Source organism: Helicobacter pylori Shi112, from assembly GCF_000277405.1.
GTDB classification, from domain to species: domain Bacteria; phylum Campylobacterota; class Campylobacteria; order Campylobacterales; family Helicobacteraceae; genus Helicobacter; species Helicobacter pylori_C.
The window spans coordinates 1,414,245-1,439,828 of the sequence record NC_017741.1 but is presented as its reverse complement, the minus strand read 5'-3'; the positions used below and the strand labels follow the sequence as shown (position 1 = coordinate 1,439,828).

Below are 25,584 nucleotides of genomic sequence, written 5' to 3'. Positions count from 1 at the left end.
AATAGTGTAAAATTAAAATATAATATTAAACATAAGGATTACCAATGAAACTCAACCCTAAAGAAGAATTATTGAACACTCTAGAAGAAAGCAAAGATACAGAATATGTGGAGCTTTGCAAAAAAGTAGTAGAGGCACAAATGGAATTAAGAAAAGTTATGGATAAACGCCTAGAAAATGAAATCAAAGAGTCAAGATCTAGAATGCAAGCAAGGATTACTGAAAGGCTGGTTTCAGAAATTTTAAATACCGAAGAGCATTTTTCAAAAAAGATTATCCAAAACGAGAAACCGCTTGAAATTATTTTTGATATAGAAAGGACTTATAGCAATGATTGATGAAAATTTTAATTGCGATAAAAAGCTTGCTCATTTAAATGAAGAGCGGCCCATTTTAGAAGCGCCTAAAAAAGATAAAAAACCTAAAAAGCCTAGAAATTCTAAAATTAAGGATTTAGATTTTTATGCCTCCTATGTGAGCAAAAATGTTGAAATCCAAAAAAAATTTGATGAGACTTATAGGTTGTGTGAACAAAAACAGCAAGAACTCAATAGTTTATTAAAAGAACTAGAAAACTTAAGGAAACAATTATGAAAGAAAAATTAGACAAATTATTAAAATTAGAGCTTAATGAATTAGATAAACTGGATTTAGAAAAAGAGTTATCTAATCTAAAACTCACAAGTCATAAAATCTACCAAGAATACTTACTAGAAAAACACGAAATTTGTGAAAAAAACCTAGAGATTAAAGCTAATAATAAAAGGCTTTCCAAAATACACCATCTCTATTCTTTAGCTAAAAGAATAGAAGATAAAAGAGAAAAAGAGCACATTGAATTTCAAAAAAAAATGTTAAGGGATTTTGATAATCATCAAGGAGAGCCATAATGATTTCTAATCTTTTAAAAAGTTACCTTGATGACTTTATGCCTATTTTAAGCCAGCCTAATTTAAATGAAGTGGTTTTTAATAAAGAAAAAGAGTATTTCTTGCACCGCCCAAAGGAAAAAGTGAGGTGTTTTAATGAAAAATTTACTAATGATTATTTGTTAGTTTTTTGTGAGCAATTAGCCATTTTTAGAAACCAAAAATTCACTCTAAAAACGCATAAGTTAAACACTTCTTTGCCTTACACACAAATTAGAATTAACGCATTACACCCTAGCATTATTGCTAGTTCTAATATTTCTATCAATATCAGAGTGCCTAGCAATTTCAAGTTTGAAATTAACGCCTTTAAATTAAGTGAGAAATGTCTGGCTAAAAACATTACCCATGATTTTTTACTTAGCTTAGTAAGTGCAGGTAAAAATATTTTAATAAGTGGTGGCACAACTAGTGGCAAGACTAGCTTTGTTAATTCTTTGATTGAAAATATCCCCAAAAACGAAAGGGTGGTTACTATTGAAGATAGTCCTGAGTTAAAAATCAGTAACGAAGACCAAGTTAATATTTTAGTAGATAAAAGTGGGAGCGGATTTTTTACTTATGAAGATGGATTAAATGCGGCTATGAGAATGTCTCCTGATAGATTATTATTAGGTGAAATTGACACGCATAATACTGCGTTATTTTTGCGTTTAGCAAATACTGGGCATAGCGGAATGATAAGCACCTTACACGCCAATAGTGTAGCAGATGCTTTTATAGCTATTTGTCAGAATATAAACTTGAATAAAGGCGGTAAGCCTACGCCTAAAGAAACGCTTTTAGATTATTTTTGCACTGGTATGGACTATGTTATCCAAATCAAAAAAAAAGGTAGTGATAGGATAATTGATGATGTTTTAAATGTTAAAAGCGAATTTAAAAAGGAGTTGATGTTATGAAAAATCCAAGACTTTATAGAAAATCTAAACAAAAAGTTGGTGCTAAAAGGATGGAATTTTTATTGGATGTTAGATGTGTCCAAATTTTAAATGATTTAAAAACGAGACATAACAAGTCTTACACCAAAATTGTAGAAAATCTTATTTTAAATAGCCAAATTAGTTTCTACAAACAGCAAAAAATCACAAGTGCTTTAGGCAGTTTAGCGATGCTATATAACTCATTGAATGCGACTTGTTCTAATTTTAACCAGATTGCTTACCATTTAAATAATGCGGCACTTTTAGGAGAAAATGTTATCCATTTTGGCTTATTGCAAGATATTGAAATACAACTGAAAGCTTGGAGCGAAAAAACAAAAATTTTAAACCTAGCTATCAAAAAAAGCGCTTTCATCGTAGCGTATTGTTTAAAAGGGGATAAGAAAATTTTTAAAGGGATGAATTTATGACAAAAGAAACTGATATTGATTTGATTAGAAATTATTTAGAAAAAATGGCATCTATTATTAAAAGTTCTCAAAGCATTATCAATGCTCCCCATTTTCTAAAAGATGAAAATCAAGCAAAAATATTACAAGAAAATCTAAAAGAAAATTTCACTCTTTTAATGGAATATATTAGTGAAGTTTGGGTTAAAAGCGAAGAGGAGTTTGAAGAGTTTATGAAAGATGAGAGTTTTGAGAATGATTTTATGTATTTTATGAGTTTATTAGATAATAAAATCAAAGTAGAATAAATGCAAATTTATAAGCCTTATTGCTATATCATTTCTATTTTAGCCATTCCTTTTATTTTTTTAGGTGTATCGCATTATTTCTTAGATTTTCCTAGTTTTTTAGCGAGTTATAACTATCTAAAAAAGATTATTCTTAATCTGCATAATTTTCCCCATTTTAAATTTGAGATTTATTTTTCATTCTTTTGTGCGTTATTACCGCTATTTTTGACAGCCTACTTATTTTTTAATGGGCGCAATATGGATAGTCATGGCAAGGCAGTTTGGGCTGAAATGAAAGATATTATTAAATACGAATATAGGATTTTTAATATTCTTAAAGGCTTGTTCTTAATTTTGTTTTTACCTCTAATGCTTGTTGTCTCTAGCTTTACGCTATTGCCTATTTTTATAGGGTGTATATTTTATGAAGTTTATCAATTTGCCAAGAAAAGACCTAAGGTTTTCTTTACGATCTTATCTTTTTTAGTAGTGACTTGTGTCTTAACCTTTATATTTAGGGGATTTTTAAGTGTAAAACTAACGCTATTTATGAAATATCTAAAAGGATTATTTTAAATGAGAGAAAAATTCAAAACATTAAGAGATAAATTTAAGGATAAAACCAACAATTTATTCCATAAGCTTAATAGCATTCAAAAAGATTATTACACTAAAACTTTCCCTAAGGCTTGCAAAGATGTCTTTACGCTAGGTTCTTCTAAGAGTTATCCTATGACCTTAAATTTTAACAAAGGTTTTTGTGTGGGGCTATATAAAGGTTTAAATTCACTTAAGCCTACTTATTATGATGCTCCGCTTTCTACTTTAATTATCGCTCCTCCTGGAAGTGGTAAAACCGCAGCTGTGGCTGTGCCTAATCTTTTAAATGTGCCTAGCTCTTGTGTGGTGTTAGATATTAAAGGGGAGTTGTTTGATTTAACGGCTGGTTACAGACAACAAGTTCTAAAAAATAAAATTTTTGTATTTGATCCCTTAGGAAATGATAACACGCTTAAATTCAATCCGTTTGATAAACGCATTGTAGAAAAATTAGATTTTAACAGAAAGCGAAGGCTTGTAGATGAAGTGGGTAATACTATTTTTGCTGAAGATGGGACAAATAAAGACCCTCATTGGACACAGCAAGCTAAAAATTTATTTGTCTTTTACGCTCTTTATGATTTGTGTGTGCATAACACTAGCACCTTTTTTGAAATTGCAAGCGCTCCTATAAAAAATTATGTCCCCTTAATCAATCCACAAAGCCGATTTTATACTGAATTATATGAATGTCAAAGTAGTGATAATGGTTTTGTTAAAGAGAATGGGCGTTATATGGCTAAAGTAGAAAATGGCGTTAAAAAAAATGAAACCTAATGTCAATGTGGAATTGCTATGGTATAAACAAGTAGCCGAACAAGTCTATACTGACCCAGAAAATCCTAAAAATTATGATGGATCTGTGAATAATTTAGAAAAAGACGATCAAGGCAATGTTATAATGAAAGAGGGCATGTTAGATCCTGTTATTAGAAACGAAGCGAACAAATGGGCTAAGGCGAATGATAAAGAGTTTGCGAGCATTAAATCAGTTTATAGCCGTTTTATGCAAGTCTTTACAAGTTATCAAGTTAAAAGCGCTACAGATAGCATGAGTTTTGAATACGAGGATTTAAGGGCTGATAATATTTCACTCTATATTAAAATCGCTCAAACAGATATTGACACACTCGCACCGCTTATCCGTATCCTTTTGGAAAGTATTGCTAAAAATCTTTTATTGAAAGAGAGTAAGAAATTTGAAGAAAGGGTTTATCTGTTTTTAGATGAATTTGTGCGTTTTGGTAAATTGCCTTTTTTATTAGAAATGCCCGCATTAAGTAGGAGCTATGGTGTGGTTTTAATTTTTATCACGCAATCCAACGCTCTTATTGAAAAATATTATGGTAGAGAAGATGCAAGAATTGTTAATAGCACCGTGGCTTACAAAGTAATTTTCAAAATGGATGATTTAGAATATGCTAAACAAGTGAGCGAAGAAGTCGGTAAGATGACTAGAAAAACACGAAGCCACTCTACAGAAAAAGGACAACTCATTACCGGAGGAACTTCTAGTATAGGTAAAGAGGCGTGGGACTTATTGAGCGCGCAAGACATTATGAATATTGATAAAGATGAAGTGATCATTTTAGTAAGCGCTCATAAGGCTAAACCCTTAAAATTAAAAGCGAATTATTATTTCAAAAACAAAGAATTACTCTCTCGTATTAACTGGGAAGTCAAGCCCAATGAAGAAGTGTTTTGATGAATTAAAAAAGTTTGCATGAGCGCTTTTTAATTGCTTTTTAAAAATCGCTTTCTGCAACTTCTTATCCTTGTTGCTAAAAAAGAATGCACCAATTTCTAACACAGATTTGCGTTAGATGATTAGTAAGATTTAAGATAAAGATTAACATTTTTGTAGTGTAGCTTAGCACAGCTTATTTTTAGAAATTAGCATGCTCTATTTTAGAGTTAGCGCAACTTAAATTAAAAATTAGCACGGATTGTTGTTGTAGATAAATTTTTTTAGTGTTTGATCACTTTTTAAATAGCTCGCTATGAGTGTCTAGACGCAATAAAACAAGTTCGTTTTCTTGTTTTTTGATTTCATAAATCAATAACAAGTTTGGCTTGACATGGCATTCTCTCAGTCCTTTAAGATTGCCGCTCAAGGCATGGTCGCAATACTTTTGTTGGAGTGGTTTTTGCTCTTTGAGGCAATCAACAACGCTTGTAACATCGCTTTCTGTAATACGCCCGGATAAGATATGCTTATTAAAGTCTTTAAGAAAATCTTTCTTAGTTCTGACTTTAAGCATTACGCCTTTCTCTTTCTTGTTTTGCTATTTGTAAAAAATCATTGAAGTCTCCAAACGAAACATCGCATTCTGGGTTATCTTTTGAGGCGATCGTATTTAACAAACTTTGTGTGGGTTCTTTTTCTTGAGAATGTTTTTGGGCTAAAACTTGTCTGATCATTTGTTCTTGCAATTCACACTCTTGGATTTTTTTTATCGCCTTTTTTTTATCCCCTTCTGCCTTAAGCAATTGTTTTTCAATGGCGTTTAAGAAATTGTGCAGTTGTTTTTCATTGTATTGCGAGTAATCTGTAATAATATTTGACATATTGGACTCCTTTTTAATGAGAGATTGTTAAGAGAGATTATAGCCCAAATTCTTGTAAAAAATTGGTTTGAAAAGAGTGAATTGAAAGTTTTAAAATAAGTTTTTTTAATTAAGTTTGATTTAAGAATATCTTAAAAGTGCGTGTTTTAGCTACCTGTAAGGTCAAATTGACTTCAATTTTTACGGAGTTGAAGTGTTATCCTGCACTTTAAAAAGGGGGAATAATGTAGAATAAAAGCTAAAAAATTAAAACAAGCGACAAAATTTTTGGGAGAATAAAATGGCGTTAGAAAAAAGTTATAAAGACTTTGAAAGCGATGAGCTTTTTGATTATGAGATCATCAAGCCCAAAAAGACGCTTAAGGTACAATACACTTATGCTAAACGCTACTATAAAGAAGTGGAAAAGTTTGCTAAAAATTTAACTCAACTTACACAAGAAGAATTTATGCGTTTAAGAGATCCGCAAAAACAAGTGGTCATCAAAAACATAGGCAATATGACACGCTTGCATTCAAAAAGGGCGATGGATTATATCGCTAAACATGGTGAGCTAGTGAGAGATGAATTTTTTAATGAAGTTAATTATAATGATATAGCAGAGCAATGGAATGAGCAATTTGAAAAATTATTAGAAAATAAGAGCCGTGTTAAAAATTGCGCTTTACATCTAGTGTTTAGCATTGATGAAAATTGTAATGAAAAAAATTTAAAAGCTTTAGAATTAAGCGTGTATCAAACACTCACTAACACGCTAGGTTATGATTATCCTTTTATAATGAAACTCCATACACACCAAAACAATCCGCATGCGCATGTGATTATCAACAAGACTAACAGAATTACCAATAAGCAACTACGCTTTAATTCTAAAGACAGCTGTAAAGAGTTTTACCACACACTAAGAGAAACATTTAAAGATTATTTATTTGCTAACTCAAAAGGCGAATTGCAATATTCTAACACGCCTAATATTTATAAGGTGATTAAAGACATAGAAACAGAGTTAGATACGCTAGAAAAACAGGCTAGAAACAATAAGAGTTTTAGGTATGAAAACTATTTCTATAAAGTTTTGGGCAGTGCAACTTCTCAAATAGAAAGCTTGAAAAAAAGAGAAAATGCCCTATCTGATCATTTAGATAGTCTAAAAAGTTTATTAGAAAAAACACATTGGGAAAAAGAAAAATTCACGCCCCCAATAAATGAAAAAGAACTTAACCAACAACTTAAAGAAATAAAATGGTTAAATAAAGAATCTTTAACCCCCAAAAACACTTATAAAAAAACTCAAAAATTGGTTGTCTGTAAAAGCCCTTTAATAAAAGATTATCTTTATACTACCAAAAAACTTTTTGCCACACAGAAAAAGATTATAGCTTTAGAGAAAGATTATAAAGATTTAAAAGTCTTGAAGGAAGAATTTAGCAAAGATTTAGAAGCTGATTTATCCCATTCAAAAAAACGCTTTGAGCTTTACACTAGACTAAAAAGCATGAGCAAAGTTTTTATAAGCAAAAGCATTGTTAAAAATTTAGAAAAAATTGCTTTAAATTTTAAAAGCGATAGACATAGTATTTCGCAAAGAGCTTTTGAATTTTTTAGGTATATGAATTATCAAAATTTAAGCTTGACTGATAAAGGCAATATGTTTTTAGTGGCTAAGTTTTTTAAAGATAGTGCTTTACTTGTTAATATTGCTAGGTTTGAAATGAAAAAGATAGATGATAGTGTTAAAAATTCTAACCCACAAGGCAATTTATTAGACAAACAAGCTTGGCTTAATCTTTTAGAACATTTAAAAAGACTTGAAGAGAAAAACTATTGTTTTGCTAAGAAGCGAAAAGAATTCTTAGAAACTAGAGCTATGGAGCTATCAAAAGATTTAAAATTTTTAACACAGGCCAATGAAAATGATTTGCCTATTTATGAAAGAGGGCAAAGGGATAAAATCATTAAACGCTGTGAAAAATCGCTTAATTTTTTGCAGAAAGAATTACAATGCTTTAAAACCTTATTGAAAAGTGCAAGTATAGCTTTAGAAAACTTGCAAAGCAACCATCAAATCACAGCCGTTACACAAGACACACAAGAAAACACAAACGCACTCAAAAATACCACTCAAGATTTTAACAAAACTACCAATGAACCCACAAACCCTAACAATAACCATGAAATGGATTTTTAAAACCATCCATAAAATTAAATAATTTTACTTAGCGTATTTTTTAACCAATTCTTCTAAAGTGAAGCCCAAGGCTTTGTTATCGTCTCTCAATTGCTCTTTTTGGCATTGTGAAAAATTTTGCTCCACTTCTTCTTTAGTGTTAGAAGTGTCTAAAAGACAAGTTTTTAAGCCTTTTTGATAATCTTGTATGAATTTGTCAAAGCGCTCTTTGTGGTTATAGGCTTTGGCTTGCTCTTGGGTGCAAGCTTCTTTAAGGCTTTTAAACTCTTCTTTTTTGTGTTCGTTACGCTCCATGCAAATATCTGTAGCAAAAGCGATTAAGACGCCTTTATTCTTTCTCAACAGCTCCGCAGATTGAATAGCCATTTGGTGCGCATCAATAAAAGGGCTTTGCTTTTCTAATTTAGGGTTCATCTCTAAAGCGATTTCTTTCAAGCTCTTATTTTCTAAATGTGTTCTTTGGCAATGGGTGGATTTTTTATAAGGGCTTATATAAACGCCATTCATAAGAGCGGCTTTTTCTAATTTAGCACCAACTTTTTTAATGCAAAAAGAAATAGCTGATTTAACGCTCAATTCTTTAGAGCTAGAATAAGGATCGCTAAATTTTTCATGCACTTCTTTTTGGCATAGTCTTTCCTTGTTAGCTAAATTGGGCGCATTTTTAACGCATTCTTTGGTGAAGTAAGGGATAATGTATGGTTTGTATTGCGCGTATTCTTTTTCAAACGCTTCTAATTGCGCAAGATTAATCAGTCTTTCTTGCCCTTTTTTTTGATTTTCATAAGCGTTAGTTTTATCCATGCATTGTTCTTTTAGTTCTGGGTTATGGAAGTCAGAGCAGCTAAAACGACGCTCTTGTTTTTGAATGATGGGCGTTAAAAGAGTGTTTAAGTAGGCATCGTTTCTTTTAAAGCACTTATCTTTTAAGCCTTCATTAGTGAAATCATCGCATTGATACTGATCAATCTTTTTAGTGATAATCGGTTCGATAAGCTCTTCTTGAGCCTTTAAACACTGATTTATCCCATCGTATTTTTTAGGGAAAGACCACATTTCTTTTTGGCAATCGTATTTTGGATTGTTTTTAGCCTTAGTCAAGTGGTCGTTTAAAATTTGCTTGTCTAAAAACGCACACCCACTCACGCCTAATCCCATTAAACATGCTAAACCCAACGCCCTCAACTTTAAAAGTCTTGTTTCTTTCATTTAAGCTCCTTGGTATGAAAACACCATAAAATCACAACTTGCTCGCCTTATCTAAAAGTATTTGCTTCATTTCTTTTTTCTTGTGTTCTAAATAAAAAACAATAGCGTCTTGAACAAACACGCTTTTATTTTCTCTGAACGCTCCAAATTCATTCAAATACTCTTCTACGCTATCCATCACTTTCTCTGAAATATAGAGCGTGTGGGCTTTTTTCCTATCTTCTTTTTCATGTTTGTTGGCATTTTCAAAGCGATTTTCTAAATCGCTCAACCTGTCTTTTTTAGTGTTTTTAAATTCCATATTTATCCTTTAAAGTAGATTGTTTTTAATATCATAACACAATTAAGCGTTATTTAGAATTAAACTATAAATTCTACCATTTCATCATTTTTTGATCCTTAAATACCCGCTCAATTCATCATAGAATTGAGACCATTCGTTTTTAGCTTTATTATCATTGTATTCCATCACGCCCATACCTTCACTCACTGAACGCTTATAAGCTATCCTTTCGCTTAATACATTATCCATTAAAAACACGCTTTCATTAGCGTTATTTTGGTTGATAAAATCAATGAGAGCTTTTTTCTCTTTAAGAGTGGGGATAGTAGGGATGCGGTTCATCACAATACAAGCTTTTAAGTTTTCATTCAACGCTTGGATGTCCCTAATCCTTTCTAGCATGTCTAATAGCACCGCTGTGTCTAGTTGGCTTGGCGTGGTGGGTATTAGCACCCAATCGCTCAATAACATAGCCCTTTGGCTTTCTTTAGAATGTTCGCCCTTAGTATCAATAAGGATGTATTCGTATTTATCCATCATCTGTTTTAAGGTGTCTGTGATATTGCCTGTGCGATTAAAGAGCGTGAAATTGGGCAAACTTGTTTCACTTCTAATATTATTGAACACTTCCAAACTCTTTTGACTATCAGTGTCTAATGCGGCAATATCTTTCTTGTCTAGCAATAATTGAATACACAAGTTCAAGCACAAAGTGGATTTACCGCTCCCTCCTTTTTCATTAGCTATGGTGATTATCATCTCTTATTCCTTTATCATTTTGTTAAACATATTTTAAAGATAAATAGCTTAAAAGTATATAAAATAGAAAAACTTAATAATATGTTATTGTAAATAGTTATATTATCTATTAGTTCTTTTTGAAATGTTAGTAGAATTTTATTAGTGGTGGTTTTTTAGGGTGTTTTTAAAAAGGGAAAAGTTTAGAGAAAAAGAATATTAAAAGGCATTACGCTAAATTCAATAACATTACTTAATAACATGTTATTGAAAGTATTAGTGAAACTCACATCCCCATGTCGTAATCACCACTAGATGCTTTTTTCATTGGTCTATGCACTTCTTCTTTGGCTTGTTCTTTTATCTCTTCTGTTACACCCTCATTCTCTAAACTCGCTCTTTTTTCAGCGTTCATTTTCTCTAAGACTTCTTGAGATTTAGGGTTGAACACAGGCTTATAATCTCTGTCTTTGCTCATTTTAGCTAAATCATCTATTAGAGTTTTATGATCCCATTTTAAAGCTTGCAAGTATTCTAGTCGTGGGTAAGGAGGTTTTTGTTCCACTAATCTTGTGTATTTAGCGATATTTTCTTGAGTGATTTTAATGGAGTTTTCTAATTCCTTGATTTTTTCAGGGAGTTTAGTGATAGCGTTATCCAATCTTTTTAAAAACCCATCAAATTTAATCTCGCCGCAGAAATTATAAGAGCTAAACATGTTGGCAGTATCGTTTTTATAAACCATATTGCTAGGGCTATAGGCAATATTTGGATTGTCTTTAGGGTTTAAACTAAACTCCACTTGATACTTAGTTTTATAAGCATTCACCACAAAGCCCTTGTATTCTAAAAGCTTACAATCTCTTTCCTCATTGAAAAACAAGTCGTTCAAATTGCTTGCAAATTGCTTTTTAATAGCATCTAGCTTTTCTTTATTTTGTTCGGCTATTTGCTTGTTTTGTTCTTTGAGTTTTTTGTGCGTTAATTCTTCACTCATAGAGGCGTTTTCTTTTAAAGGCTCTACTTCTTTAACTTTGATAAGCTCATAATCCTTACTCTCTTCATTTTTCAAATCATAGAGCTTGATCTCTGTATGAGTGGGGATCATTACAGAGCTTTGAAGCGTTTCTAAATCTTTCAATTCCTGTTTAAGATAATCCAATTTAGAGGAGTTGTTTTTCAAATTCTCTTCATTGAAGTAATTTTCTTTATTGAAAGCTTTGTATTTTGCTTCTTCGTTTTTGATTTCAGCTCTCAATTTGACTTCTTCAATAATTAAGGGATTACCTGTTGCTTCTGCTTTCATCTCACTCGCATTAGAACTCCCCATGTTAAAGTCTTCTAATTCATTCAAGCCTAATTTGTGCGCGTTTCTAAATTGCTCTATGCCTTTAGATTTAGTCTCTATGATTTGCCACATACGGCTATCATAAGTTTTTTCAGTGGCGTAGCGATAGATTTTCATTCTAAAATTTTCAGGATCGTTTTGGTGCAAAATATTGCCTTGTCTTATCCCACGCCCTTCCATTTGCAACAATTCATCAGGTCTCCATGGGCAATCTAATTCATGCATAGCGACTAATCTTTCTTGCACATTAGTGCCTACGCCCATTTTAGCGGGACTGCCCAATAATACCCTGACTCCGCCACGATTAATCTTTTTAAACAAATCCTGTTTTTGCTCTTCGGTTTTAGCGTCATGGATGAAAGCGATTTCATTTTGTGGGATACCCATTTGGACTAAATGCCTTAAAACATCGCTATAAACATCAAACTTACAGCCTTTAGCTAGCTCTTCATCTAAATTGACGCTTTTAGCCTCTTTCTCTTTGAGCTCGTTCTCTAATTCTTTCTTGCTAGGAGCGATAAGATTGCCATTTTCATCATAACTAGACAAGCTCTCTAAAAGTTCTTGAGCTTCATCTAGGGGATTTTTATTTTCTATCTCATGAGCGTTATCTAGCGCTTCTAAACTCACTTTTTGGCTATGGGTTTTGGGTGTGGATAGACCTATGAAACCAAGTTGTGTGCCTTTAGTGGCATTAGTTTCTAAATAATTCTCATAGATATTTTTTGCCATAGCATAGCTTTTAGAAAATTCTTTTTCTACTTTAGCGTTAGGGTCAATCAAGCGGTAATCCAGAGCCACTTTTCTAGCGTCTGTGGTGCAAGAAAGGATATTGTCTTGCCCTTTTTTGCTTTTCTTGCCCTCGCATTTTTGCATCCTATCAATGATAGAGCCTTCATTATATTTGCCATTTTCATCAGCCACGCCAATAAATTGAGCCACTTCTTGGCTTCTTTTCACCACCACATTGATAGGTTTATCCCCATACACTTTAGGCACAAAGTGGGGGTTATGCTTTAAAATATCATCATTGGAGACAATATCCGCAAAAGCTCTATACATGGTGCTTAAGCCTTGCACATCGCTAAATTTAGAAAAGCGATTAACCATTTTATAACTTTGAGCGGAAGTGTCTAATTCAAAATCATTCACCACTTCCCCATAAGTCTTAGCCCAATCATCAAAGAATTCTAACCCTCTTTCTTCCAACACATCAGGGGTCAGGTAGCGTTGCAAGTGATACATTTCACTCAAGGAATTAGCTATAGGCGTGCCGGTTAAAAACATGATTTTCTTATTGTTTTGATGCAAGTAGCGCGTTTTAATCAACAAATCTCTGGCGCGATTAGAGCCTTGTTGGTTACCAAGCCCTGCAATTTTTTCCATAGAAGTTTCAAAGGCTAGATTTTTGAATAAGTGGGCTTCATCCACAATCAAATTGTCAATCCCCATTTGACTAATATCAATATGAGAGCCTTGTTTTTCTAAAATCGCATCGTATTTAGCACGGATTTTATCCAGCTTGCTTTTAAAGGCTCTTTCATTGGGTTTTTTAGTTTCTCTAGGGTTATTTTTATAAGCCAGTTCTTGCCTTTCAAAGTTTTTTTCGGCATTCACTAGTTCTTCTTCTTTCAATTCTTCTATGATTCCTCTAGGGTTAGACAATAATTCCAAATGGGTGTGCGCGATAATCACAGCGTCATAATTGTTGTTAGCGATTTGATTGAATAAAAGCTCTCTTTCTTTTTCAGTGATGTCCTTGCTATCAACAACTAACACATTAGCGTTAGGGTAAGCCTTATAAAATTCATCGCCCCATTGCTTGGTTAAATGGTTAGGCACGGCAATGAGCGTTTTATTCACTAACCCCATGCGTTTTTGTTCCATGCAACTGGCTATAGCGCACAAAGTCTTGCCTGCTCCAACCTGATGGTCTAAACACACCGCCCTGTCTTGGATGGTTCTAAAAATAGCGTTCTTTTGGTGGGGGCGCAAGCTGATATGGTGGTTAAAGCCCTCTAGTTCTAATTGCGAGCCATCATAGGTTTTTAAAACAGAATTGTTGAAAGTGTCATTATAGATTTGCTCTAAATGGGTTCTTCTTGTATAATCCTTATAAATCCAGTCTTTAAAAGCTTCTTTCAATTCTTCTGCTTTTTGTCTAGCGAGATTGCTTTGCTCTTCATCAGTGATAAAGATTTCTTTTTTAGGGTCATTAGGATCAACTTGGGCGTATTTAACGCTCAAATCCTTGTTGTTTAAGACTTTTATTAAAAGGCTTTCAAAAGGCGCTTTATAAGAATGCGGTTTGTCTTTATGCCTAATACCATAAAGCTCGTTTAATTCATTGTTTCTAACCAAAACTTCATAAGCACCGCTTAGGTGTTCTACTTTGATGCCTTCTTTGAGATTGCCTAGTTGGTAATCTGTCATTTTATCGCCGTATTGCTTTTCATAATGGTTAGCGGCTAATTCTATTAAAAACTCTTCTAAATACTGAGTGGGTATCCAAGGGCTGTTGATATTAGCCATGATTTCAGTGGCTTTCAAATCTTTAGGGATAATCAGCTCTAGATCTTTCACATTAGCCTCTAATCCCTCCACGCCTTGATTGATGGCTTCTTTAACTTCTTTGAGTTTTCTTTTCACATTGCCGCTCAAATAATCGTTCGCTAAAACATAGTCGCCATTATCCTTGTGGTCTTTATAAATAAGTTTTTGCTCTAAAAGTTCTTTAATCGTGGTTTCTAAGCTTTGGGTTGCGAAATGATCTCTAATGAAATGCAAATTTAAACCCCCTTTTTGATTGATGCTTGCAATTAATGCCTCTTTGGCGTTAGTGATAATAAGTTCTTTTTTAGGGTTTAAAGTCCTTTCAAAAAAGATTTGAGCTTTTTTAGCTTGAGCTTGCCTTGGCTCTATGTTTTGCATTTTGGCGCTTCTAGGGGTGATTTCTTTTTCAAAGTCTTTTTCTAATCCTAAGACTTTAGCGCCATACAAATCTTGTTTGATATCCTTACGATTTTTATTCTCATTGAGATAGCCAAATTTCTTGACAAATTCATCATAAACAAGATTGAGCCTAACTCTTTTACTTTCTAGCTCCAAATCAGAGCTTAAGGGGCTTAATTCTGCACTCGTTAAATCATTCAAAGCGTCTTTAATTTTAAAATAGGCTTTTAGTCGTGAATCTTGGACTTTAGAGTTGATTTTAGTGGGTTTTAAAAAAATGCCCCTTTCATTATTTTGTTCTAGTTGGAAATAAAGATTATCCCACTTGACTAATTCCCCCCTTTCTAAATTTTTGATAAGCTTTTGAACTTCTTGATAGCGTTCGTTATTTGCATCAATAATGAGAGCGTCTGTTTTAAAGGTAGTCTTATGGTATTGATAGACATCTTTAGGCAATTTTTCTATCGCTTGATGAAGAGCTTGGGATAAGTCTAAGCTTTTATCCTCTAAAGCTTGCAACTCGTATTTGTAAATTTGTTCGCCATTTATTTCAAAGCTATAGCGGGTTTTTTCCAAACTCAAATGCCCTAGAATGTTTTCAGGGTGGTGGATAAAGTATTCATTTAAGGTTTGTTCGTTGAGATTGATATTATTCTCGCCAACTTTATCAATGAAGCCTTTGATGATCTTATAGTCTTGTTCTCTGTAGCCAAAGTTAGCGGTGTCTATTTTTTCATACCAGCGTTGCAATTTTTCTTGTTTGAAACCAAAATGGCTTGCAATCGCATTGACAATCTTAAGTTGATCGCTAGGAGTAAAACTATCAAAGCGGTTGTTTTGCAAGGCAAAAAGGGTGTCATTATCCAAGCTATCAATGATCTTGTCATAATAAGGCATAGCTTTAGTGAAGCTTTGATTGGTTGCTCCATCAACGCCTTTTTTAAAAAACACAATGTCGCTACTCACTTCAGCGCCTGTTGCTTTAAACACGCTATTAGGCAATCTTATCGCTCCTAAAAAAGTGGTGTTTTGCGCGATGTGTTCTCTCATTTTAGGGTTTTTACCATCCATAAACCAAGAACTCACCACAAACGCTCCTATGCCATCATCTTTCAATTCTTTGATAGCTTTCCCTAAAAAGTAATTATGAACGCTCTCGTTACTCAATTCTTTGTCATTGGAGCTATAGATTTTATGACTGCCATAAGGAGGATTGCCCACAAACGCATCGTATTCTTGATAGAATTGGTGGTTTTCTAAAGCGGTGTTGTTGATGACTTGATTAGGGTAAAGGAATTTAGAAATATTAGCGCTAATAGGATCTAATTCTGTTCCCATAAAGCGGTAATTCTTATCGCTTGGCGCATGAGCGATGAATTTGCCTGTGCCTAAACTGGGTTCAAAGATTTCTTTTTGATGGTTGTCGTTATTAAACCCTAATTGATCTAATCCCTGATAAATGCTATCAATAACTAATTTAGGGGTGTAGTAAGCGTCTCTTGTGCTTGAATAAGCTCTTCTGAATTCATCTTTAGTGAGTAAGGCGTTTAATTCCTTAAATTCTTCAGGGCGTTGATCCTTTTTAAAGTAGCTTTCTAACCCACCCCATCCGCTAAATTGCGCTAGGATTTTTTGCTCTTCTTGAGTGGCGTAATAATCGCCTTTTAAGATCTCTTGTTTGGCTTGCAATTCTTTTAAAAGCTCAATGGCTTTTATGTTAGCCTTGTAGCGAGTTTTAGCTCCCTTAATTAAAACTTCTTCGCTCGGTTTAAAATCTATTTTAGGATTAAGGGGGATGGCTGGTGCGGTTGGTGTTTCTTGTTTTATCGTGGTTTGCGCGTTTTCTTGCGTGTCTTGCTCTTGCGCGGTTTGTTCTTGAGCGTTATTTAACTCTACGCTATTGTCTGTTATCCCACTCTCTTGTGTGGGATTTAATCCTACACTATTAGAAATAGCGTTTCCATCAATGGCTTGACTATCCAGCGCGTTGAATGCGTTTAGCGTTTCATTCGCTGTTTCAATGGATTTTTTAATGCGATTTTCTAAAATCTCTAATACTTTTTTAGGGCTGATTTTTAATTGGAATTTGTCATAAAAGATTTTAGTCGTAGGGTCTTTAAGGAGCTGCATCCCTACAATGCTATCTTTTAAAGGCTCGTTGTTTTGAATGGCTTCTAAGAGCCTAGTTCTAAAGTCAGGCTCACTCGCTATGGTGTTGTTTCTAATAGCGTTAAGCAGGCTTTCTAAATGGTCTAAATTTGATAAAAGTCCTCTCTCTTGATCCCTGTCTTCTTCAAGGTTTCCAAGTCCATTTGGTGTGCTGAGTCCTGCATGATGTAATCGGCTTTGAGCAAGTGGTAATACTGATTGACTTGAGCTTCCTTGAGCAATTCCATATCGCTCACTCCTTGCGCTCTCTTGATTTGCGCTTCCATTCTGTCTAGGGCTTTTGTCTCCATTTTCGTTTGTTCTATTACTGCTTCTATCAAGCTCATTATCGTTCTTTGATCTTTGGTTTTCATGGTCTGTGGGAAATAATGAGCCCATCTGTCCATGATCAAAAAGGCGTAAGCGTCCAGTCTGTCCTGGCTGTTCTCTAGAGAGAGAAAGCCCCAAATCTCTGGAGCTATTTTGTTGATGAGATGGGGATTGCGGTGTGGGTGATACTCCTCTCTCATCGCTGGGATTATCCCCCTTTTCTTCGCTTCTTGCTCCATTTTCCATTCGGCTTGCTTGACTTGATGCTCCATTGCTATCTGCTCTTGTATCTGCTCTTGCTGATACTCCATCTCCTCTAGATACATGTTCATGTAGTTTATCTCTCTCTCTATGGGATTTTTCTGAAACTGCCTGTTGGTCGCTAGATCTATAAACTCCTCTTGTTCCTCCCTGCTCTCTAGGCTCAATAAATAAACTAGAGTCTTGGTGTAAAAGTTCTTCATCACTCGATCGCTCCACTCCCTCTTGCTGTCCTCCATGTTCGCTTCTGCGGTGAATTTCTTGCGGAATTCCTGCTCTAGTTCTATTCGGCTCATCTGCGCGATTTGTTCTTTCTTTTCCATTTTGTTCTCCTAAATTCTGTTGCTCTAATTCTAAATCAGCAATGCTTAAATTTGGATTATTATTATCATTATTTTGAATAATATTGTTAGAAGCATTAGTCTCTATTGTATTTTTAATAGTGTTATTAGTATTCAGTTTGGTATTTTCATTGTTTATGGATTCAAAAGGCAGTTTGTTATAGAGCTTAAAATACTCAGCGCTAGAAATACTAGGGATTATTCCTCTTACCAATTCACCAGTTTTTGTTCTTTCTACTTCGTGATAAATATCTTTAAGATAGTCGTATTCTTTAGCGATTTCATTGCCATTTTCTAAGGTTTTCTTATGCGTTTCATGGTGGTGGGTCAATTGGATTTCTAAACCTTGCTCTTTCAATTCTTCTAAGCTGTTTTTGTAGGTTAAAATGTCAATTTCTTTTGAAAAAAATTCTTTATTTCTATCAATCAGATCGTATTTTTTAGTTATACGCCTTTCAAACCCTTTCTCATTCGCTTCATAAACACGAGAACTTTCTTTTATCTCACCATTAGCAAAGAAATTGACATCTTCTCTACTATTATCCTTATGCACTCGTCTTTCAAAGCTTAAATACCTTGCCCATTCAATAGGATTTCTAGAAATCATTCTTGCTGTATTGATTTGAGTTTTTACGACATAAGGGAGTGGCTCTTGTGTTTCATTGACCTTGTCTGATTCTTCAGCAAGATTGTTTGTTGCAATATCGCCATTATCTAAGATGCTAAATAAATTCGGTTGTGGGTTTTTAGCTTTCTTTTTTTGCATGTGTAGTCCTTTGGAATAGGTTTTTACTATTAGGACATAAATTCAGTAACTAGAACATACGGGTTTTTAGAATAAAAATCTTAAAAAACCCGTATTGTTTAGTTTTTAAAAATATGGTTATATTTAAAAAATTTTTATTTTTAGGGGTTTTATATGAACCAAAATACAGAGCAAGTATCACAAAACAAGGGACTAAATGAGTTTGAGAGAGCTAAGATTTATTACACAAAAAAAGTTGCAGACAATCTCTTATTTATAGCAAACCCAAGCAATAAAGTGGAAGCGCCTTATAAAAGTGGTGCTAAATTAGAAAAGATGGGTATTAGTAAAGATAATTACAGACAAAGCATAGCTCAAAATAGCCGTAATTTTTGCGCTTACTCAGGCGCTCCTTATAACAATGTAAATGATTTTAACCTTGATTTAGAAAAGGTTATACATAACTATAATTCAAGTGCATGGATAGGGCTTAGTGATGCTGCAATTAAGCTAGAAATAGGGAAGCTTACCAATGAAGAACCACAAAAAGCTAATGAACTTAGAAACGCTTTAAGAGAAATTAAAAACAATGAGCCTTGCGTGGAAGTTATGTTCATTAAACACTCAAAAGATAAAATTCTAAGAAATGAAAACAACGAGATTATTTATACAAAAAACAATCAAGGTGAATACATTCTAAATGCTAAGGGCGAAAAAATCCCCTTGTATGAAACTCAAGAAAAAACTAACTCAATGGGTGAGACTTATTTTGAAAGGGTGCAAGAAAAATGCGAACCTTATGTAAAAATTGAAAAGTTATATAATTTAGAAGCGTTTTCTAAATATTTAAGCGAACAACAAATGGATAATTTCATTGAAAACCTAAAACCCCTTAATAACGCTCATTTTGAAAAATCTACAAACGCCATGATAAGACTAGAACATGATAAAGATTATCCTATGGAAAAACGAGCCACTTCTAATCTTGTATTAAAAGATGTCAAAGATAGGATTTTAAACGATATAGATAAAAACAATGCTTTTAGTGATGAACAAAAAAGCGCTTATAAAAACAATATTGATAAATTGTTTGAAACTATCAATGACTATTGCACGATTAAAAACGAAAAATACCAACAAATCTTTTTTGAAAATCAAAAACAAAACCAAACACAAAAGCAAGTAGATCAATACTCTACAATGGAGTTTTAAATGTTACTTGATAGTTTATTTTCCATCAATGAGCAACAAAAAGCAAAAGCTTGGAGTGATTTTTTTAAACAGCTAAAAAAAGATATGAAAGAAATTTATAATAAATTTGGTGGCAATGCAGAATGGACAACTTTTTTAACTAGGTTTTCTAATGATTTAAGCCGTGCATCTAATTATGCAGAATTTGAAACTTTACAATCTATCTATTCTAAAGAGCTTGAAGAGTTACAACAAACAATCACGACAGATAAAACGCAACAGCAACTTTTAGAACAAGATAATATTGATTTTGAATTACAAAGTGCTTTACAAAATGACTTAAAAGATTTAGAACATTTAAGTGATGATTTACAAAACGATAAGCTTAACTTGGAGATCAAAGAGTTTATCAACAAACAAGACGATAAAAATTATCAAAATAAAGAACAATTAAATACAGAAACAAAGGAAAACATTAGGGAAAATTCTAAAAACTCTCATTTGATACCTATAACAAATTTAAAAAATTTTTTACATAACAGAAGAGAAAATTTTAAGGTTACACAACAAGATTTACCTAGTGAAAAACAAAAAAAATACTCTGATAAATTATTCAAAAAAGAGCTTTTAGAATACGCTAAACACAATATGAGTGCCAAAGAATTGCAAGTTTTAGCCATGCTGGTTAATAAAAAACCAAGCGCTATGAAGACAAAGCACAAAGAATTTTTAAATGAAGTTTTAATGACAGCTCTAATCAATAATAAAAATTTAAAAGAAAATGACCCCATAAAACTTGCCATAACTTACAATATTCAAAATTCAAAAGCCAATCAAACTCCTTATGGCATTTTTAACAATCAAAAAGAAAATCATATTCCCCCACTCAATGAAGAGCAACATAAAATCTTACAAAACGCTATTGCCAATAACGAAGTGGATAAAAGAGTTTTGGGTGTTTGGAAGTTTAATAGCGAAAATCAAAATAATTTAACTCAAAATAATGCTAATGTTAATGAGATGGTTAAAAATGTAAAGAATAACAATGACTTGTCTTTTTTAGATGATGAACCTATTGATTTTAATCAGGGTAATCATTCTGTTGATTTTAATAGTAAAAAATCTGTAAAAAATAACACTGAGAAGAAGCCATTAAGTCCTAAACTACAAGCTTTTGAAAATAAATCAAAGCAAAACATACAAAACGCATTAACAAAGTCTAAAGAATTAAAAAATAATCAAAGCTTAGCAAATAATGGCGTGTCTATACCTATGGAGATGAGTTTTTGAAAATAAACCCCAACAAAAGCTCTAATAAAGGAGCAAAAAACAAATGAAAACTTATTTATATAACCATTTTTTATTTTCCTACTTTATTCTGGGAGCGTTTTTATTAGGTTTGCTTAGTCCAGCTTATGCTTTGAGCATTATCACCACTAAAGAAATTGACGCTAATTTGCCTAATGGAGCGATAGAAAGCAGGGTGGTGTTAGGCAAGAGGGTGTTTAAAGTAGAAGCTCATGGGTTTTATTTTAGAAACAACGCAACTAACAGCATAGATATAGAAATCACCAGTCTTTTAAGAGACAATCAATCGTTTCCTTTGACTAGCCCTGCTAAAACCAGTTTAAAGATACCTCCTAACGCCAAGATTAAAGAATCCACTCTCCTTGTTTTAAAAGGCGAGAATGCTGAAGAAGTGGCTAAAATTTTAGGTATTAGTAAAGAAGAGTACCAAAAGCTAGAAAATATCGCTCAAACGAACGCTACCAATGACCCTATGTATGTTAACACGCCTTTTAGCAACAACCCTAACAGCCCCAATGATAACGCTATCAATGGTAAAGATGGTGCAAATGGGAGTAATGGCTATGGGATAAATGGCAACGATGGGATAAATGGGAGCAGTGGGAGTAATGGTGCAAATGGAAATAATTCAAATCATAATGCAGTGGGCAGTGGTATTGATACAGATGGCGTGTTAGGTGTGGATGGAGTGAATGGCTCTAGTTCTTCAAGCGGTGGTTCTGTAGGGGGGTATGAGAATAATTTCACTAATCATGGCTCTACTAACAATAACACAGGAGGGTATGACAATTTTAATAATGGTAGTTCAAGTGGTGGGGGGTTAGGGAATGGGGGGCTTTTCCCTATTCCTTTTGGTAATGGAGACACAAACAATTCCAATAATCCTACTAACACCACTAGCCCAACTAATGGCAGTAGTTCTAATAGCACCATTAATCCTAACTCGCAAGAAAACAATTACTCCAGCCAGTATTGTAAAGTGCCTGAATTGAGCCCTAACAACACGATGAAACTAGATGTTATCGCTAAAGATGGTTCTTGTATTTCTATGAACGCTTTAAGAGATGACACTAAATGCACTTATAGATACGATTTTGAAGCCGGTAAGGCTATCAAGCAAACGCAATACTACTATGTAGATAGGGAAAACAAAACGCAAAATATCGGTGGTTGTGTGGATTTACAAGGCGCTCAATACGCCATGCAACTTTACAAAGATGACAGCAAATGCGCCTTACAAACCACGAGCGATAAAGGTTATGGTATGGGGAAAACTCAGACATTCCAAACTGAAATCGTGTTTCGTGGGATGGATAATCTAATCCATGTCGCTGTGCCTTGCAGCGATTATGCAAGAGTGCAAGACAGGATTGTTAGGTATGAAAAAAATGATAAAACACAAACCTTAACGCCCATCGTGGATCAATATTACAATGATCCAAACAATCCTAACAAACAGCAGATTTTAAATCGTGGGATTGCTACCCAATTAAGCTCACAATATCAAGAATTTGCATGCGGTCAATGGGAATACAATGACGCTAAATTAGAAGCCAAAAGACCTACAATGTTAAAAAGCTATAACAAGCTTAATGGCGAATGGGTAGAAGTTACGCCTTGTAATTTTGAAGCAGGGATTAAAAGTGGTGCGGTTGTTAGTCCTTATGTGATGGGTGTGTCCAGCTCTAAAGTCTTAAGCGATACGACTACAAGCCATTATTTTAAGATAGAAAGAAAAAATTATGGTGAGAGGGAACAATGCCAAAAACCTTATGGAGTCAATCGTTGCCAACCGCAATATTTCCATACTAATCCTAGTATCACCGATTGGAGCGCCACTTATAAAACCACTACCACTCAAACCACTCAACCTTATTTACGCCCAGCCCAAGATAATGAAAGCCCCACAACCTATAATCTTATCACCACTCAAACCACCATCAACAGGACTCAAAACATTTTGAAAAACGAATTGAAATTGGGTAATGATTATTTGAAGTATGTAGAAATCCATCAAGGCTATTATAAGGATAACGATCTTAAACAATCGCAAGGCTATATTGATTGGACTAATTACTATCTCAATCAAAGTGAAGGCTTTTGCTCTCAATATAACATTTGGAGTGAAAGCACAAAAATTGGTAAGAATTGGTATTATTGGCATGATAATAAAATTTCTTGCACTCAAAGACTGATTTATAGACCTTTTCAAGGATAAGGCATGAAAGCGTTAAAGACTTTTTTAAAAAAATCCCTTATTCTGTTGTTGGCGATTGCTTTAAATCACCTGAACGCTGTGGCTATGATTGTGGATAACCCTACGCAGAATATCTGGCAACAAGCAAAAGACGCCATAGACAAGTCTCGCTTTGTTCAACAGGTCAATCACTGGACTGACCAAATCAAAAAATACCAAGATATGATAGAAAAAGCTCAATCAACCATTAACCAACTAAATAAAGTGAATGATATTTTACTGAAAACCAATCAGTTTATGAATGGTTCTATTTTAAATATCCCTAACCCTATGGGTTTAGTAGAAAATGCAACTCAAATTGCCAAAAGAATATAAAATTAAACGCTCTCGCTCTACAAGAAAGCGCTAAAAACTACAATCTAGCCGAAAAATTTTTATTACGAAATATTGCTAACAAATGCCCTGAATTAGATATGAATAAAATTAACCCAAAAACAAAAGAGATTTTTTTCTCCGATAAGGGAAAAGAAAAGAGTGCCGCTAGACAAGTTTTAGAAAATTTAGCTAATGCGCTTGGAAATACACAAATTACAACCACTCAAGATATAACAACAAGTTTAAGTGGTAGGGTTTTAGCAGACTTTATTTGCAAAACAAAAGAGCGAGAATTTTTAGAGATAAAAAAGCAACAATACCTAGCTCAAGCACAAACTTGTCTAATATCAAAAAATTTTCAGTGCTATGGAGATTTTTTATCTCAGTCAAAACAAATTGATTTAGAAATATTCAAAGAAGCTCAAGCTAGAACATTTAAACTTTTTTCATCTTTACAGAACAGGGGTGCAAGTTTCACACAAGAGCTTTCCGTTAAAAATCCTATTTATGCAAAAGAAGGATATTGCTCTAAACAAAATATTGATGGTAAGGATTATTGTTTTAGTAATATACTTGAAATTGAACGACTGATAAACACTTTTGAGAAAGACAACAGTTCGTATATAGAAAGGCTTAAAGGAGCAACAAATCAAGAAACTAAAGCAAAAGTCTATGCAGACTTTAAACAAAAATTTGAAATGTTAAACACGCAAATTTTACTCAATATTGCTAATAACCTAAACTTTATAAATCAAACCCTGTCTCTTATGGCAAGTGCCTATTCGGACACTTATTATAAACAACAAAATATCATTATGCCATCACTTTTAAATCCTCCTGAAAGCACTAAAAAAGAGTTTTTAGAAATAAATAAAAAGACAAGTCAAGCTTTTAAAGCAAATTTAAATAAATTTGGACTACCCACTTCACAATTGCCTGATGTTGAAAAATCTTTTATGATGACACAAGGTGGGAATATAGCAACAGAAAAGTTTGAACAAATGAAAAACAATATTACACAAGGATGGGATGAATAATGCCTTATTTGGTTTGGGGTGGTATTTCTCTTGCTATTGGTATTATTTCTTATTTCATACCAGCTGATAATCTCAATGTGGCTACTGATGGGCTTTATAGTAGTATTATAGGCGTATTTCAAAATTTCACCAATGAATTTAAAGATAAATACAACAATATTGCAAAAACAATCGCACCTGCTATGGTTTCTATAGGAACAATACTTATTTTTGCATATTCTGTAAAAAAATACAAAAATAATGAATTTTTTGAAATAAAAACTTTCACGCAATTTGCTTTTTTTCTTGCTCTTCTATCCTTAATGCACTTTGCTTTGAATAGTCCTAAAAAATTCCATTCATATGTAGAGTTTTTTGTAGAAACGCCTGCAATCATTCTTAATAACGCTATTGAAGAAACAACAAAAACTTTTTACAAAAAAGCTCAACAACAATCAAATCAATCCCAAAATAAACCAAATCAAAGTTTTATAAGTTTTAATGGTAATATACAAGGAATCATAAAAAATCAAACCAAGCAACTTTTTGCTTTTTATGAAAGCTTTAAAGAAAATAATGTAGGTTTTAGCAAACCATTTGTTTTCATTATGCAGTCTCTATCTTTTGTGGCTATTGTGTTTTTTCAAATCTTACTTATATTTAAAACAATTTATCTTATTTGTATTATTTTTATAGAAAAAACTTTTTATTTACTATGCTTTATTTTTATGACGCCTTGTTTATTTTTTAAACAAACTCAAGGATTTTTCTTTTCTTACATTAAAAAAGTCTTTTCTCTAACCTTTTATGCACCTCTTGTATTTTTATTTGCCATGCTAAACTCCATTGGGTTAGAATTATTTAACCCTACTCAAAATATCATAGAAACTATCGGCATTATTATCATTTCAGCGATTACTTCAGCTTTAATTAGCAATATTCCAAATATTATCAATACCATTTTTGGAACACAAGGTGGCTCGGTTGATTTAGCTAACTTCTTAAAAGCTGGGTCGCAAAGTTTTTTAAGCTTTGCTAGTAATGTAGGTAGTGCAGTAAGCGGTGGCGTTAAAGGCGCTTCTGTGGGAACTGGCAATTTTTTTGTGGAAACAGGAGGTGTAATAGGCAATGCTGTAAATAACATTAAAAACAGAGCCTCTCAGCCTGAAAACATAAGAACTTCGGTTGGTTTTGTTAATGTTGGTTCTAAAGCAACGAGATAAACTGCAAAAAA

18 protein-coding genes and 2 pseudogenes are annotated in these 25,584 nt (G+C 33.3%); 14 read left to right on the top strand and 6 right to left on the bottom strand.

The features are described from left to right. The first annotated feature begins 44 nt into the window (after positions 1-44). The 8 genes and pseudogenes from HPSH112_RS06965 (at position 45) to HPSH112_RS08645 (ending at position 4,857) form a co-directional block, all read left to right on the top strand. Positions 45-338 carry a hypothetical protein gene (locus tag HPSH112_RS06965; protein ID WP_000773943.1) on the top strand — a complete coding sequence of 98 codons (294 nt, stop codon included), beginning with the start codon at positions 45-47 and terminating at the stop codon, positions 336-338. Next, a complete protein-coding gene (locus HPSH112_RS06960; protein WP_000564645.1) occupies positions 331-594 on the top strand; it encodes a hypothetical protein in 264 nt (87 codons plus the stop codon). Before HPSH112_RS06965 ends, HPSH112_RS06960 begins: the two co-directional genes overlap by 8 nt. Further along, on the top strand, positions 591-890 hold the full coding sequence (locus tag HPSH112_RS06955) for a hypothetical protein (RefSeq protein WP_000660134.1): 300 nt from the start codon (positions 591-593) through the stop codon (positions 888-890). Before HPSH112_RS06960 ends, HPSH112_RS06955 begins: the two co-directional genes overlap by 4 nt. Further along, positions 890-1,831, top strand: coding sequence for a CpaF/VirB11 family protein (locus tag HPSH112_RS06950; protein ID WP_000625127.1), 942 nt, complete (start codon positions 890-892; stop codon positions 1,829-1,831). Before HPSH112_RS06955 ends, HPSH112_RS06950 begins: the two co-directional genes overlap by 1 nt. After that, positions 1,828-2,283: a hypothetical protein gene (locus tag HPSH112_RS06945; protein ID WP_000795438.1), complete on the top strand. Its 456-nt coding sequence runs from the start codon at positions 1,828-1,830 to the stop codon at positions 2,281-2,283. The genes HPSH112_RS06950 and HPSH112_RS06945 overlap by 4 nt, the downstream gene beginning before the upstream one ends. Then, entirely contained in the window at positions 2,280-2,570 is a 291-nt protein-coding gene (locus HPSH112_RS06940) for a hypothetical protein (RefSeq protein ID WP_000159821.1), read from the top strand. The genes HPSH112_RS06945 and HPSH112_RS06940 overlap by 4 nt, the downstream gene beginning before the upstream one ends. Continuing rightward, a complete protein-coding gene (locus tag HPSH112_RS06935; RefSeq protein ID WP_001167785.1) occupies positions 2,571-3,128 on the top strand; it encodes a hypothetical protein in 558 nt (185 codons plus the stop codon). After that, positions 3,129-4,857: pseudogene (locus tag HPSH112_RS08645) on the top strand (type IV secretory system conjugative DNA transfer family protein). Positions 4,858-5,131: 274 nt separating this feature from the next. Here HPSH112_RS08645 and HPSH112_RS06925 read toward each other — a convergent pair. Together HPSH112_RS06925 and HPSH112_RS06920 are read right to left on the bottom strand one after the other, a co-directional pair. Next, on the bottom strand, positions 5,132-5,413 hold the full coding sequence (locus tag HPSH112_RS06925; RefSeq protein ID WP_000921941.1) for a type II toxin-antitoxin system RelE/ParE family toxin: 282 nt from the start codon (positions 5,411-5,413) through the stop codon (positions 5,132-5,134). After that, the gene (locus HPSH112_RS06920; RefSeq protein ID WP_000065283.1) at positions 5,406-5,720 is read right to left on the bottom strand and encodes a hypothetical protein; all 315 of its coding nucleotides are present in this window, start codon (positions 5,718-5,720) and stop codon (positions 5,406-5,408) included. The genes HPSH112_RS06925 and HPSH112_RS06920 overlap by 8 nt, the downstream gene beginning before the upstream one ends. Before the next feature lie 280 nt (positions 5,721-6,000). Here HPSH112_RS06920 and HPSH112_RS06915 point away from each other — a divergent pair, with 280 nt between their 5' ends. Further along, complete coding sequence (locus tag HPSH112_RS06915; protein ID WP_001162713.1) at positions 6,001-7,908, top strand: relaxase/mobilization nuclease domain-containing protein; 1,908 nt, start codon at positions 6,001-6,003, stop codon at positions 7,906-7,908. 24 nt (positions 7,909-7,932) lie between these two features. On the opposite strand, the gene HPSH112_RS06910 is transcribed toward HPSH112_RS06915, so the two are convergent. From HPSH112_RS06910 to HPSH112_RS06895, 4 genes are all read right to left on the bottom strand, one after another. Beyond that, positions 7,933-9,117, bottom strand: coding sequence for a hypothetical protein (locus HPSH112_RS06910; protein ID WP_000665505.1), 1,185 nt, complete (start codon positions 9,115-9,117; stop codon positions 7,933-7,935). Positions 9,118-9,148: 31 nt separating this feature from the next. Then, positions 9,149-9,418, bottom strand: a complete 270-nt coding sequence (locus tag HPSH112_RS06905; RefSeq protein ID WP_000394629.1) for a hypothetical protein — start codon at positions 9,416-9,418, stop codon at positions 9,149-9,151. An 84-nt stretch (positions 9,419-9,502) separates the two neighbouring features. Beyond that, the gene (locus HPSH112_RS06900; protein WP_000587367.1) at positions 9,503-10,159 is read right to left on the bottom strand and encodes a ParA family protein; all 657 of its coding nucleotides are present in this window, start codon (positions 10,157-10,159) and stop codon (positions 9,503-9,505) included. Positions 10,160-10,424: 265 nt separating this feature from the next. Further along, positions 10,425-18,284, bottom strand: a complete 7,860-nt coding sequence (locus HPSH112_RS06895) for an SNF2-related protein (RefSeq protein ID WP_001169853.1) — start codon at positions 18,282-18,284, stop codon at positions 10,425-10,427. Positions 18,285-18,437: 153 nt separating this feature from the next. Here HPSH112_RS06895 and HPSH112_RS06890 point away from each other — a divergent pair, with 153 nt between their 5' ends. The 5 genes and pseudogenes from HPSH112_RS06890 (at position 18,438) to HPSH112_RS06870 (ending at position 25,573) form a co-directional block, all read left to right on the top strand. Then, positions 18,438-19,475 (top strand): hypothetical protein, encoded by a 1,038-nt coding sequence (locus tag HPSH112_RS06890; protein ID WP_001075336.1) that lies wholly within the window; start codon positions 18,438-18,440, stop codon positions 19,473-19,475. Further along, complete coding sequence (locus tag HPSH112_RS06885; RefSeq protein ID WP_000923286.1) at positions 19,476-20,744, top strand: hypothetical protein; 1,269 nt, start codon at positions 19,476-19,478, stop codon at positions 20,742-20,744. 43 nt (positions 20,745-20,787) lie between these two features. After that, positions 20,788-22,980 carry a hypothetical protein gene (locus tag HPSH112_RS06880; RefSeq protein ID WP_000860797.1) on the top strand — a complete coding sequence of 731 codons (2,193 nt, stop codon included), beginning with the start codon at positions 20,788-20,790 and terminating at the stop codon, positions 22,978-22,980. Between the two features lie 3 nt (positions 22,981-22,983). After that, positions 22,984-24,371 (top strand): annotated as a pseudogene (locus HPSH112_RS06875) (hypothetical protein). After that, positions 24,371-25,573, top strand: a complete 1,203-nt coding sequence (locus HPSH112_RS06870) for a hypothetical protein (protein ID WP_001146617.1) — start codon at positions 24,371-24,373, stop codon at positions 25,571-25,573. Before HPSH112_RS06875 ends, HPSH112_RS06870 begins: the two are co-directional and overlap by 1 nt. Positions 25,574-25,584 lie beyond the last annotated feature (11 nt).